The organism is Alkalibacterium olivapovliticus (assembly GCF_003003275.1).
GTDB lineage: Bacteria > Bacillota > Bacilli > Lactobacillales > Carnobacteriaceae_A > Alkalibacterium > Alkalibacterium olivapovliticum.
In genome coordinates this window covers 1-13,906 of the sequence record NZ_PVTO01000009.1, presented here as the reverse complement: position 1 = coordinate 13,906, position 13,906 = coordinate 1, and the positions used below count along the sequence as shown (strand labels likewise).

The window sequence follows — 13,906 nt, the reverse complement described above, 5'->3', positions numbered from 1 at the left end:
TTTGGTTCAATCATGTAAACTTATACAAAGTTGTTATTTTATATGATACTATAAATGACAAAGATGAGATTAATTTATTTTAATTTATTATTGTGTGATATAACTAGGAGGACAAAATGGAAGACGAAATTAGCTTAAAAGAACTATTTGAGATAGTGAAGAAGAGACTAGCACTTATTATCAATCTAACTCTTGCAGGGTTACTGGTAGTTGGATTATATACATTCTTTATAGCAACACCTGAATATAGTTCTAATACTCAATTATTAGTAAACAGAACGCAAGAAACAGATGCCATTCAACGCTCAGACATTGATACGAATATTCAACTGATTAATACATACAAAGACATCATAACAGGACCCGTTATTTTGGATGAAGTGAGAGAAGACTTGAATTTAGAAATGAGTCACGGCGCTTTAAGAGGTCAAATCACAATCGCTAATGAAGCCAATTCACAGGTTTTCTCTATTACTGTTAATGATTCTAACCCACATACCGCTGCTTCAATTGCTAATACAACGGCGACTGTTTTTCAAGAGAACTTAGATGAAATAATGAGTGTAGATAACGTAACGGTCATTTCACCGGCAGAAGCTACCACTAATCCTATTTCTCCGAACCATACATTGAATCTTGCGATTGGGCTTGTGTTAGGCGGGATGATCGGTGTTGGACTAGCCTTCTTGCTTGAATTCCTGGACAATACTGTGAAAGATGACAAATTTATCGTCGAAGAACTAGGGTGGACGAGTTTAGGCCGTATTTCAGAAATGAACACAGAAGAATTGAAATCTGACGGACGTCAAGCCTTGCCAGAGCGTACTAATGAATCCAGAGCTGTTCGCTCAAGAGTATAGGAGGAGTAATCAATCATGTTTAATAAAAAGAAAAGAGTAGAATCAGCTGAGCGTCCTGGTTTAGTTGTACTGAACAAACCATCTTCAGTGGTGTCAGAACAGTTTAGAACAGTTAAAACAAATATTCAGTTTTCCATGGTAGATGAGACGTTGAGAACCATAGTGGTTACATCAGCTGGACCAGCATCTGGGAAATCCACCATTGCGGCTAATTTAGCTGCGACATTTGCCTCAAATGAGAAAAAAGTGTTATTAGTCGATGCAGATTTACGCAAACCGACTGTGCACAAAACATTTAAAGTAAGAAATAATGATGGATTGACAACACTACTGACTGATCGAAATGCCAGCTTGGAAGAGGTTATTTACCGAACACATTCAGATGGGTTATATGTCTTAACCAGTGGTGCGATTCCACCGAACCCTGCAGAACTTCTGGCTTCCAAACGAATGGAAGAGATCAAACAGGAAATGCTGGACTATTTCGACATGGTTATTTTTGACACACCACCCCTTCTAGCGGTAACAGACGCACAAGTTATGGCTTCAAAATCTGAAGGAGTTATCTTCGTTATACCAAAAGGCCTAGCCAATAAAGAAGAAGTTATCAAAGCGAAAGACTTGCTTGAAAAAGTTCAGGCAAATGTCTTAGGCGCTATTTTAAACAGAGTCGATAAATCAGACGATAGCTATTATTATTATTACGGAGAATAAATTATAGGGAGTGACTAATATGTATGATTTACATTGCCATATACTACCCGGAGTGGACGATGGAGCTCAGACATTGGATGATTCCATTGAAATGGCAGAAGCAGCCGTTTCCGAAGGTATCACACATATATTAGCCACTCCCCATCACCATAAACGTCAGTGGATTAATGAAAAAAATGATGTTATTCAACGTGTCAAAGACCTTCAAGTAGAATTGGATAAAAGGGAGATTGACTTAACTATTTTTCCAGGTCAAGAGGTCAGTATATACGGTGAACTTGAAAGAGACATTCATGATAACAAAATTTTATTTACGGATGACACACGTACCTATATTTTAGTAGAGTTCCCGACAGCCTCTATTCCGACTTATGCAGAACGCCTTTTTTATGATTTGCAGTCTCACGGGAAAACGCCAATCATTGTTCATCCTGAACGTAATCACTCGATACTAGAGCACCCTAATCGACTGAAGAACTTTATTGATAAAGGCGCTTTGGCTCAACTGACTGCGGCTAGTTATACTGGTGGTTTCGGAAAGAAAATCGAAAAATTAAGCAAACAATTGATTGAAGCGAACCTCGTACACTTCATAGCGTCCGATGCTCATAATGTTACTAACCGTGGGTTCTACATGAAAGATGCCTATGACTTACTGGCTAAAGACTATGGAAGAAGTAAACGAAGTTTGTTCAATCAAACGACTAAAGATTTATTAAATGGAGATCCAGTAATAGCACCTGATACACAGAGTGTCAAACAGACATTTATCTCGAAATGGTTTAAATAAAATAAGGAGTGACTTTGATGAACAGACATATGAAAAGAATAACTTTAGGAGTATTTGATCTGACAATCATTACTTTAACGGGTCTGTTCTCTTATCTCTTTTTAAATCCCTATCTTCAATTACCTTTGCGTGAAATAATAGTATCTCAAGTAATTATTGTACTAGTATATGGAAGTTTAGGTTTCTACTTTAGATTATTTGATAAAATAAACCGCTACACCAGCATACGTGAAACGATCGTACATGGTCTGATTGTAACGGCAGCTTACTTTACAAGTGACTTATTCAACACTTTATTTACTCCCTTGAGCCAGCGCTTTACATTCTTATGGTACATACTAGCTGCTGTTATCATTCCTGGCAGTCGAGTAGCGTGGCGGATTATTATTGAGCACAAAGTGAAAAGAAACCAGCTTGGAGAAGCAGCTAATAAGCCAGTATTGAGAACATTGATTGTAGGCGCTGGAGCGGGTGGGAGCTTGTTCATAAAAAATTTAAAACATGATCCGGCTATCCAAATAGCGGGTATTGTAGATGATGACAAAAACAAACAAAAAACAACCGTGTTTGGAATCCCTGTTTTAGGTAATACCTACGATATCAAAAACATAACAGAAACATTTGAGATAGATCAAATCACCATTGCCATACCTTCATTACCCTCGCATGTATTAAATAGAATAGTTGAATCCTGTTCTGAATTAGACATCAAACTCAACCAGATGCCATCTGTTGAAGATATTGTAATGGGCACCTATGATGTAAATGAATTCAAGGAAATCGATGTGACTGATCTACTTGGTCGTGAAGAAGTCAAACTCGATATGAAAAAAATTGCCAGTCAGTTATCAGGACAGACTGTTCTAGTATCTGGAGCAGGTGGTTCGATTGGATCAGAAATCTGTCGTCAAATCATCCGTTTTTCACCCAAACGCATCCTGCTTTTAGGACACGGTGAAAACTCGATCTATTTGATTCACAGAGAACTGAAACCTATCGCCGACAAAAACAAAGTCGATCTGATCCCTGTCATTGCGGACATTCAGAACCGTGACCGCATCTTTGATGTGATGGCACAGTATAAACCTGACCGTGTTTACCATGCCGCAGCGCATAAGCACGTGCCACTGATGGAATACAATCCGACTGAAGCAGTCAAGAACAATGTCTACGGTACAAAGAACATGGCAGAAGGCGCTAAAGCAGCCGGTGTCCAGAGTTTTGTGATGGTCTCAACTGATAAAGCAGTCAATCCACCAAACGTCATGGGCGCAACCAAACGGATAGCTGAAATGATCGTCACTGGATTGAATGAAGAAGGACAAACCAATTTCGTGGCCGTCCGTTTCGGTAACGTACTGGGCAGTCGAGGCAGTGTGATCCCTGTCTTTAAGGAACAGATCAAAAAAGGCGGACCGATCACGATCACGGACTTCAGAATGACCCGTTACTTCATGACGATCCCAGAAGCCAGCCGTTTAGTACTTCAGGCAGGATCACTTGCAAAAGGTGGAGAAATTTTTGTGTTGGACATGGGTGAACCCGTCCGAATCGTTGATCTTGCAAAACAAATGATCCAGCTCAGTGGGTCTAAGAGCAAAGACATAAAAATTGTTGAATCAGGGATCCGTCCAGGTGAAAAGCTATTTGAAGAACTCTTAAGCACTGAAGAGAGTACTAAAGAACAAGTGTATGAGAAGATTTTTGTTGGTAAAGTGAATAATGAGCCACTCAACGATGTTCTTTTCTTTGTAAAAGAATTAGAACAACTCGAAGATGGTAAACTAAAAGAACAGCTCGTTGACTTTGCGAACGGTAAATTAAAACTGACAACTGAACAATCAAATGAGGAATCATCACTGGCATATGCTTAAAGTAGAGGCTTCGACCCTATAATTTAGTTGAAGCTTTTACATAAATAGGAGGTTTAAAATGAGTTATTTAAAAGTTAAAAGATTGATTGATATCATCCTTTCAACAGGAGCATTAGTCATATTATCACCACTTTTATTGATCCTCGTCCTGGCAATCAAACTTGATTCAAAAGGTCCCGTATTATTCAAACAAAAGAGAGTCGGCATGAACAAAGCACACTTCTACATATTGAAGTTTAGAACGATGCGTATCGATACACCAAATGATACACCAACGCATTTACTTGAAAATCCGGATCAGTGGATCACAAGAGTAGGGAAGTTCTTAAGAAAAACGTCTCTAGATGAGTTGCCTCAAATCATTAATATCTTTAAAGGTGAAATGAGCATCATAGGTCCACGACCAGCGCTATGGAACCAGTATGATTTAATTGCGGAAAGAGACGAGTACAATGCGAATGATATCCCTGTAGGACTAACTGGTTGGGCTCAGATTAATGGTAGAGACGAACTACCAATAAAGGTAAAGGCTAGTCTTGACGGTGAATATGTTAAGAAAATAGGTTTTATAATGGACATAAGATGTTTCTTCGGAACTATTTTTAGTGTTCTGAAAAGTGATGGTGTAATAGAAGGCAGAACAGCTGATGAATCTTAGACTTAAGGAGACTGTTTAAAGATGAAAAAAGTATTAATAACAGGAAAAAAAAGTTATATAGGAACTTCAGTAGAGAACTGGATTATGAAAGAACCGGATAACTATCATGTCGATACAATCGATATGAGAGATGGCTTATGGAAAGAAATGGATTTTTCTAAGTATGATGTTGTGTTTCATGTTGCTGGGATAGCACATATAAAAGAGACTAGTAAGAATCAAGGTCTCTATTATAAAGTGAATAGAGATTTGGCATACGAAACTGCAAAAAAGGCAAAAGAAAATGGAGTAAATCAGTTTATCTTTCTAAGTTCAATGAGTGTTTATGGAATCGATAGTGGGTATATTACTAAATTCACTCCGCTAAGACCTAAAAATGCTTATGGTAAGTCTAAAGTTGAAGCTGAAAAGTTAATTAATTAACTTGCGGATGATTCATTTAATGTATCTATTATAAGACCTCCGATGGTATACGGGAAAGGGTGTAAAGGGAATTATACTAAACTATCAAGTTTAGCTGTTAAGACTCCACTGTTTCCAAAATACAATAATAAACGTAGTATGATATATATTGATAATCTATCTGAATTCATAAAGCAGGTAATTAACAATAAAAGTACTGGTTTATTCTTTCCACAAAATTCTGAATATGTGAATACTAGTGAAATGGTTAAAAAAATCGCTGAATTTCGAGGAAAAAAATTAATATTGACAAAATTATTTAACCCAGTATTAAAGTTATTGAAGGTAGGTATAGTGAATAAAATTTTCGGTGACTTGGTTTATAATCAGAATTTATCTGGTTTTGAAAGTAATTATATAGTGGTGAGTTTTGATGATTCAATCAAAAATACTGAAATGGAGAAATAAGCGCTATGGAAAAAAATAAAGAAATTTTAAATGAGGGCTTAGTGTCTATAGTAATGCCTGCTTATAATTGTGCAGATTTTATTAGTATTACATTGGATTCAGTGTTGGAACAAACATACAAAAATTGGGAAGTAATTGTTATTGATGATAATTCTAGTGACAACACTGATGAGATAGTTAAAAAGTATACAAAAAAAGATAAAAGAATTAAATTACATAAACAGGAGAAAAACTTTGGGGCTGCAGTCGCAAGGAATACTGCTGTCGAACTTGCAAGAGGAAAGTACATAGCTTTTCTGGATAGTGATGATGTATGGTTTCCAGATAAATTAACTAAGCAGATATCATTTATGAAAGAAAACAATTATCTGTTTACCTGCACTAGTTATACCAAAATTGATGAAAATGGTATGTACTTAAATAGAACAATTGGTGTTAGAAAACAAAGTACCTATGTGGATATATTAAAGAAAAATCCAGGGAATTCAACAGTGATTTATAATGCAGAGGTTATCGGTAAAGTCAATATTCCTAATATACGAAAGCGAAATGATTATGTGATGTGGTTAAGCGTAGTCAAGAATGCTGGGATGCTCTATGGTATGGAAGAATCTCTTGCAAGTCATAGAATAAGAAGTGGATCGCTTTCTAAAAAGAAGTCAAATCTTGTTAAATATCATTGGAAAGTGTATAGAGAAATTGAAAATTTATCTGTACTAAAGTCTACTTATTTAATTATTTATTGGGTTGTCGTAACTGTTTTTAAGTTGAGGTGAAGTGCTATTCTAAAAAAATGATGATTTGAGGGAAGCTTAATGAATAGGTTGGAAAGAACAATATATGATCTAGTAAAAAAAAATACTAAGATAAAAAATGCTTTTAGAGATAGCTATCAATTTATATTAGCAGTAATACCACAAAAAAGAATTGTTAGTAATTATAATATAATCGAGCGAGAAGGATACTTTTTTGGATTTCACGACAAAATACCATGGTCACATGACAATAAGATGTTATTATCTCACAAGTTCAATATTCCAAATAGGGAGCCAACTAAAGGAGAACAGCTAGAAATTGGATATTTTCATGGAAAGGATTTTAAAGAATTCAAGTCTTTAGGAAAAACAGAATCTTGGAATTGGCAACAAGGATCAATGCTTCAGTGGATGAATAATGAAAATAGAATTATTTTCAATGACTGGGACGGCGAAAATAATATTGCTAGGATTATAGATCTAGAAGGAAAAGAAGTATTAAATTTAGACAGATCAATAAGTGCTGTCGACAATAATGGAGTAGTTGCAACCTCATATAGTTTTGAACGTCTAAATATAGGAATGTATGGATATGGTTATGCAAATGAAAATGATCAGTATAAATTAGACAAAGCACCAAAAAAATCAGGAATGAGCATAATAGAGCTGAAAACAGGAAACAGAAAAGAAATATTCTCAGTTTATGATATATCAGAGTATGATCCTAATGAAACAATGATAGATGCTTATCATTTTTTCACACATTGCTTGTTTTCACCTACAGGTAATCGTTTCTTATTCTTGCATAGGTGGTATCAAGAAGGTAAACAATTACATTCAAGAATGATTTCTTGTGACATTAATGGGGATAATATACATGTTTTTCCTACTGGAGATATGGTATCTCATATTACGTGGAAATCTAATAATGAGGTTTTTGCATATTGTAATACCGAAAAGCATGGTGATGGATACCATATATTCAAAGATAAGAGCGATGAATATACTAAAGTTGGTTCTGGTAATTTCACTTCAGATGGTCACCCGCAGTATTGTTACGAGTCAGGTCTTATAGTAACTGATAGTTATCCAAATAGATTTAGAATTCAGGAATTAAATATATTTCATATAGAAAAAAACCATAAAAAAATTATAGCTAAGTTATGGTCTCCACGTGGGTTTAAAGATACAGTACGGTGTGATTTACATCCTAGATGGGATAGAAGTGGAAAAATGCTCTGTTTCGACTCCGCTCATACAGGTAAAAGATCTCTTTGTACTGTTAAACTATAAAAATTTATATTAGATAGTTGGGACTTTATGAACTTTGATATTTTCACAATTCTATACTTGCTAGGTTTTGTTTTTTCGATAATATTTACCACAAATTTTAACTATAGGTATATTTTAGAAAAAGTAATAATGTATTTTTTCGCATCAGTTTTATTTGTCTTAAGTGCATTTAGAGCTTTAGACATCGGTTATGATAATGTTTTGCATATTGAGTATTTTGAGAGTATAAGTAATGGAACGTTAAGTATAGTTGACTTTCAGGAACCAGGATATGCAACTTTAAGCTATTTTATAACTCTGATCGAAGGAGAGTACACTCTTTTTTTGACTGTATACTCTCTAATCAGTATTATATTAGTCACAAAGGTATTACAAACCTATTCAATATACCCTTTTTTAGGTTTGTATATTTACTACTCTCTATATTTCTTTCATCAAAATATGTCTAGATTAAGAATGTCCATGTCAGTATTAATATTACTTTATTCTATAAACTATTTAGATAAAAAGAAAACGAAAAAATTTATTTTTATAGTTATAGTAGCTGCAAGTTTCCATGCGAGCGCTTTGATTTTTTTGATTCTACTTCCATTGCAAAATATTACATTGAATAGGAAAAAACTTTTAATATATTTCTCAGTAAGCATAGTACTAGGTCTTTTAATTGTAGGCCCCTTTTACAGAGAAGTTATTGGTGGATTAAACTATAATATTTTCTCAGAACAATTTGGGTTAAATCGAATTGTGAATCATGCTAATAGAAGACATGCGATGCGAGAAGGAGGATGGTTAGGCTTCTTGTATTATTTTATGCAAGCGGGCTTAATGGTATTATTTTATGAAAGAATTAAACAACTAGGATCAAAGACGAGTTTAATATATTTAATAAATTTCGTCGGTATATCTTTATATTTTATTTTCTTTGATGTACCAGTATTAGGTAGGCTATCAATAGGGTTCAGGTTAGTTGAAATTATAATTGCATCATATTATATTCAGTCTATAGACAATAAATATATTAAAATCTTATTCACATCTCTTTACTTACTAGTGGTTTTAGTATTTGGTTTTTTAGGATTTTATAATTATTATGATTCGTTTGTCCCATTTAAATTTTTTTTTAGTTAGTAATTACAACTTATAATTTTTGTAAAATCGAAAAGGAGCTAAACAATGAGTAAATTTCTCAATATAGTAATTAACTATGCTAATGAAGAAGAAGTGCTAAACTATGCAACTCAACTATCTAAGCAAAGTATATCTAAAGATATAGTATTAGTAGTTGTTAATAATAAAATCAGTGAAGGTATCAAAGTAGATTTCCAAAAAGAATTAGAAGATTTAAACATAACCACACATTTGTTTGATCCTAAAAGTAACTTAGGATATCTAAATGGGGCATTCTTTGGCTATAGAAAATACATAAATTCAGCTAGTAATAGACCTCAGTGGATAGTTATTAGTAATACAGATATTATAATTAACGAAAAAGACTTCTTTAAAAAATTTCTGGAGTCTGAATATTCTGAGGATATCTGGTGTATAGCACCTTCTGTATATAATTTAAAAAATGAAACATATGATAACCCAAAATATATCGATAGAATTCCTGCTAATAAAATGAAAAAGAGTATTTATATACATGACAAACCTATCTTATCTTCATTGTATTTAACTTTGGGAAAATATAAAGCTAAAAAGAATAAAAGAATAAAAAAAGAGAGCCAGTACGCTTACGCAGTTCAGGGATGTTTCTTTGCATTAAATATAGAATTTATGGAAATAATTAAAAATCAAGAATATAAAGGTTTCTTATTTGGGGAAGAGAACTTCATAGCAGAACTAATTACAAAACAGAATAAAAAGTCTTATTGTAATAATGAAATTGAGATTATCCATAATGAAAAGACTAGTACGGGGGGCCTTAATTATCAGAAAAGAGCACAATTTTACTTTTCATCGCATAAGTTTATATACGAGGAGTTTTATAAAGATTAAATTTTTTATGCATCTTATAAATCGCAAATATACAATAATTATTTAAGTGTTAAATTAAAAAAATTAGAAAATGTGTGTTATAACAATAATATTTAAAAGGCTATATTTTTAGCTGGAAATTCTCAAACTATAAAGATGAATTGAGGGTACCTTAATGTTTGCTAATAAAAATGTTGATATAGAAAAAATAAATAATGATTTTTTAAAAGTTAAATTAGTAAATAAAAAAGATTTCTGGAAAAAAAATATCAAAAGAAAAGCTATTTACTCATTTTATAGATTTGGGATTTTAAAAAAGCATGTCAAAAGATTTAACAAATACGATATCAAAGAAATTGATACATCCTCGAATTATTTTTCTGAAGATAGAATAGTAATATATACAGTTATTTTTGGAAACTATGATAATATTGTAGAGCCAGATTATGTTCCTGATAATTGTGATTACTTCATTATTACAGATAATAACATTTCACAAAATTCTAAATGGAAAAAATTTAATGTGGAACTTGACACTTACTCACTTATTGATAAATCTAATATTGAGAAAAATCGATATTTCAAAATGAAGCCTCACGAATTATTCTCTGACTATAAATATTCAATTTATGTAGATGGTAATATTAAAATATCAACTGACTTTACAGAGTTTATACATAACATGAACAGTTATGGACTGAAATTGCACAATCACTATAGACAGAGCTGTGTTTATAAAGAAATCAACAATTGTATAAAAATAAAAAAAGATAATGAAGCGAATTTACTAAGACACATGAATCATCTTAAGGCATCTGGTATGCCGCAAAATTACGGAATGCTCGAGGCGCCTGTAATTGTTAGAGAACATAACAATCCAGATTGTGTACGGATAATGGAGGAATGGTGGAAAGAATTTAGCAAATATTCCAAAAGAGATCAAATTTCTCTTCCTTTCATTTTATGGAAAAATAAGATAAAAATAAGTGAAGTCGCAATTTTAGGAAAAGATATTTACTCAAATTATGCTTTTAGAAAAGTTAAACATAGATAGTATCAGAAACGAATGGAAAGGTAAATTAATGAATTTAAAAATCACTATAATTATTCCAGTGTTTAACAAAGAAATGTTTATTGAAAATTCAATTATGAGTGTTTTATCTCAAGATTATGAGAATTTTGAAGTAATTGTTATTGATGATTCTAGTGAAGACGATAGCTACAATATTCTAAAGAATTTACAAATCAGAGAAAAAAACAATAAACTTTTACTTTTAAAGAATAATATCAATAAAGGTGTTTCATATAGTAGAAATAGAGGGATTAGTGTCGCTACTGGTGATTATATAATTTTTCTAGATGCAGATGATGAAATATCTTCTTCTCAATTTTTTAATAATATTGCCAGAGTTGTTTCTAAGTATAATGCTAAATACATACTTACTACCCGCAACTATTACGATAAATTTAATAGACCAAGCTTGAACTCAATATCAAAATATTTATTCGAATTAGAGAAAGATACTTATATTGTTAAAGATAAACAAAGTACCCTTATCAATGGAGGTTTTCCATTAGGTGGGAGTGCATCTGCAGTTTTTTCAATAGATCTTTTGTCGGATTTACGTTTTCAAATTGATGTAGAAAAATTTGAAGATTGGTTATTCTTCACTCCTCTTTTTTTTAAAACAGACGTTTTCTATCTTAGTAATGAAATGATATATATTAACTATGATGAAAAATCGTTAAGTCGTAGAAAAATAAACATAGGCAATATTGCTGTACCCGAATATTATACTTACCTGGACGGAAATAAAAGTTATAATAAAATTCGGAAAACATTTTTTTGGATGTGGTTAAACTCAATAATAAGCAAGGATTTAACTAGAATAGATAATTTGAGATTACTTATAAAATTTCGAAAGGGAATTTTTGAAAATTTATTTTTTTCTAAAGTTTTTTTAAAAAGTTTAGTTGCTATTATAATTAAACTAATTAGCTAAATTATTCTCTGAGTACAAGTTTTAATTTTTATGGAGTATTCAAGCATAAAAGTCAGTTTATCTATTTAGTTATAAATAGCATTTTTAAAAGGGGTTTAATTAAAAATCATAGGTGGAGTTAAATTATACTTAAAAATTTAATTACGGCTATTTATATTTTTCGACAGTTCATTTATTTAAAGATTGATTTAAAATTTAATGATTTGTGCTAAATAGCAATAGATATTTTATACAGGGAGTATAAATAATGAGAATGACTTTAAATAAGATCACTAAAAGACCTTTTATCAAAAATATATTAATAATGACAACTGGAGCAGTTGCTGCTCAACTAGTAAGTTTTTTATTACAACCAGTTATTACACGTATTTATGGACCAGAAGGTTATGGTTTGCTAGGAGTATTCATGGCTATTGTAGGTCTTCTTGCACCTATATCAACATTAACTTATCCAATAGCAATAGTACTACCGAGTAATGATAATGAAGCAAGAGGCATAGTCCATCTATCACTATTAATATCAACAATAATAACAATCTTTACTGGGTTGATTCTAATATTTTTCAATAAAATTATCATTGAAATGTTTAGTTTAGAACAGATAGCGCCTTTTTTGTATTTAGTACCTATTTTTGTTTTATTAGCCGGCGTATTACAAGTTACAGAACAATGGCTTATTCGCAAAAAAAAATTTTTGATTTCAGCAAAAGTGAAATTTTATCATGCCCTAATACTAAATGGTAGTAAAGTTATGATTGGGTTATATCAACCAGTCGCAGCAGTCCTAATTATTATAAGTGTATTCGGAAATGGACTCAAAGCAATCTTGATGATAAGGTTCTCAAAAATCAACTTTCACTACAAAATTAATTACAAAGATAATGTATTCCATGATTTCAGCAAATTAAAAAAAGTCGGTCTAAAGTATAATGATTTTCCTCTATATAGAGCTCCGCAGGTTTTTTTATATTCTATATCTCAAAGTTTACCAATATTAATCTTGACTAGTTTTTTTGGACCTGCCTCAGCTGGTTTTTATTCTATCGGTAAAACAGTGTTAGTAGTTCCAACCTCACTATTAGGGAAGTCAGTAAGTGATGTATTTTATCCGCGTATTTCAGACGCTGCAAAGAATGGAGAAAATATTACAAAGTTGATAAAAAAAGCTATTGTAGGTCTATCTGTAGTAGGATGTATTCCTTTTGGTCTAGTAATAGTCTTTGGTCCGCAATTATTCGGTTTCGTTTTTGGAGCCGAATGGATAGTAGCAGGAGAATACGCAAGGTGGATGGCTTTGGGAGTGTTTTTTGAATTTATTAACAAACCTTGTGTAAATTCCTTACCGGTACTGGCAGCTCAAAGATTTCATTTAATCTATACAGCATTGGAATTAATTCTGAGAGTAGGTTTATTACTGTTGGGATACTATTGGTACTCAAGTGATGTAATAGCAGTAGCTTTCTACAGTGTTTCCGGTGCTATACTTAATATAATCTTAATGATTAGTACACTCTACCTGAGTAAGAGGTTTGAATCAGTTAATATAAAGACAGGTAAGAGCAGATAAGATTTCTCGCGACAACTAAATTTATCTTAGATGAGTATTAGTTTCATAATATTAGAGATTAGGATTAATTAAAGAGCAAATAAGTTATCTAGGGTGTGACTGCTAAACTGTATTAGGTTCTTTCCAATGTTAGTTGACTGAATGGAATCTCTCCAACAATAAGACTTTATTTCTTAAAAGAGCGAAGGAACAACGACCATACATGATGCGCTTGATCACTTTCAGTTTATTGATCGATCCTTCAACCAGGCCGTTGCTGTATGGGGATTGAATAGCCATGAGGACCGCGTCTAAATCCTGTTTTGTTCCGTCCACAAAACTATGCAATTCTTTGTAGGGCGACTGCTCCGCTTGAACAAGCCAGTCTCCCATTCCTTTACCGTCATGCGTTTAAAGCATTTTTTTAAATGTCTGTATACTGTCGTATAGCTCTTTGAAAAATGGATACTGCTCAAACAGGCATTGTGATTCTTCCGGTGTTAATTTCTCGAATGCGTATTCTGGCTGATATAACAGCTGAAGGACATAGCTCCTTTGGATGGTAT

General features: G+C 32.5%; 15 protein-coding genes. 14 read left to right on the top strand and 1 reads right to left on the bottom strand.

What is annotated here, in order from left to right; genetic code table 11:
* Positions 1 to 116 precede the first annotated feature (116 nt).
* The 14 genes from CLV38_RS05785 (at position 117) to CLV38_RS05725 (ending at position 13,361) form a co-directional block, all read left to right on the top strand.
* Entirely contained in the window at positions 117 to 860 is a 744-nt protein-coding gene (locus CLV38_RS05785; protein ID WP_106192718.1) for a YveK family protein, read from the top strand.
* A gap of 15 nt (positions 861 to 875) precedes the next feature.
* A complete protein-coding gene (locus CLV38_RS05780) occupies positions 876 to 1,574 on the top strand; it encodes a CpsD/CapB family tyrosine-protein kinase (protein WP_106192716.1) in 699 nt (232 codons plus the stop codon).
* Positions 1,575 to 1,593: 19 nt separating this feature from the next.
* Entirely contained in the window at positions 1,594 to 2,364 is a 771-nt protein-coding gene (locus CLV38_RS05775) for a tyrosine-protein phosphatase (RefSeq protein ID WP_106192713.1), read from the top strand.
* A gap of 17 nt (positions 2,365 to 2,381) precedes the next feature.
* Complete coding sequence (locus CLV38_RS05770; protein ID WP_106192711.1) at positions 2,382 to 4,238, top strand: polysaccharide biosynthesis protein; 1,857 nt, start codon at positions 2,382 to 2,384, stop codon at positions 4,236 to 4,238.
* Between the two features lie 58 nt (positions 4,239 to 4,296).
* Positions 4,297 to 4,896, top strand: a complete 600-nt coding sequence (locus CLV38_RS05765; RefSeq protein WP_106192708.1) for a sugar transferase — start codon at positions 4,297 to 4,299, stop codon at positions 4,894 to 4,896.
* 21 nt (positions 4,897 to 4,917) lie between these two features.
* Positions 4,918 to 5,319 carry an NAD-dependent epimerase/dehydratase family protein gene (locus tag CLV38_RS14145; RefSeq protein ID WP_342751967.1) on the top strand — a complete coding sequence of 134 codons (402 nt, stop codon included), beginning with the start codon at positions 4,918 to 4,920 and terminating at the stop codon, positions 5,317 to 5,319.
* Positions 5,320 to 5,361: 42 nt separating this feature from the next.
* Positions 5,362 to 5,766, top strand: a complete 405-nt coding sequence (locus tag CLV38_RS14140; protein WP_342751966.1) for a Rossmann-fold NAD(P)-binding domain-containing protein — start codon at positions 5,362 to 5,364, stop codon at positions 5,764 to 5,766.
* A 5-nt stretch (positions 5,767 to 5,771) separates the two neighbouring features.
* Entirely contained in the window at positions 5,772 to 6,542 is a 771-nt protein-coding gene (locus CLV38_RS05755) for a glycosyltransferase family 2 protein (RefSeq protein ID WP_106192706.1), read from the top strand.
* A gap of 39 nt (positions 6,543 to 6,581) precedes the next feature.
* A complete protein-coding gene (locus CLV38_RS05750) occupies positions 6,582 to 7,814 on the top strand; it encodes a hypothetical protein (RefSeq protein ID WP_106192703.1) in 1,233 nt (410 codons plus the stop codon).
* Between the two features lie 27 nt (positions 7,815 to 7,841).
* A complete protein-coding gene (locus tag CLV38_RS05745; protein ID WP_106192701.1) occupies positions 7,842 to 8,942 on the top strand; it encodes an EpsG family protein in 1,101 nt (366 codons plus the stop codon).
* A 45-nt stretch (positions 8,943 to 8,987) separates the two neighbouring features.
* Positions 8,988 to 9,812 (top strand): hypothetical protein, encoded by an 825-nt coding sequence (locus CLV38_RS05740; RefSeq protein WP_106192698.1) that lies wholly within the window; start codon positions 8,988 to 8,990, stop codon positions 9,810 to 9,812.
* Between the two features lie 154 nt (positions 9,813 to 9,966).
* On the top strand, positions 9,967 to 10,845 hold the full coding sequence (locus CLV38_RS05735) for a glycosyltransferase domain-containing protein (RefSeq protein ID WP_106192696.1): 879 nt from the start codon (positions 9,967 to 9,969) through the stop codon (positions 10,843 to 10,845).
* 28 nt (positions 10,846 to 10,873) lie between these two features.
* On the top strand, positions 10,874 to 11,794 hold the full coding sequence (locus CLV38_RS05730; RefSeq protein ID WP_170068826.1) for a glycosyltransferase family 2 protein: 921 nt from the start codon (positions 10,874 to 10,876) through the stop codon (positions 11,792 to 11,794).
* A 247-nt stretch (positions 11,795 to 12,041) separates the two neighbouring features.
* Positions 12,042 to 13,361, top strand: a complete 1,320-nt coding sequence (locus CLV38_RS05725; protein ID WP_106192691.1) for a lipopolysaccharide biosynthesis protein — start codon at positions 12,042 to 12,044, stop codon at positions 13,359 to 13,361.
* A gap of 129 nt (positions 13,362 to 13,490) precedes the next feature.
* Here the strand turns inward: CLV38_RS05725 and CLV38_RS05720 are convergent, their stop codons facing one another.
* Positions 13,491 to 13,733 carry a transposase gene (locus CLV38_RS05720; RefSeq protein ID WP_245920551.1) on the bottom strand — a complete coding sequence of 81 codons (243 nt, stop codon included), beginning with the start codon at positions 13,731 to 13,733 and terminating at the stop codon, positions 13,491 to 13,493.
* Positions 13,734 to 13,906: the final 173 nt, after the last annotated feature.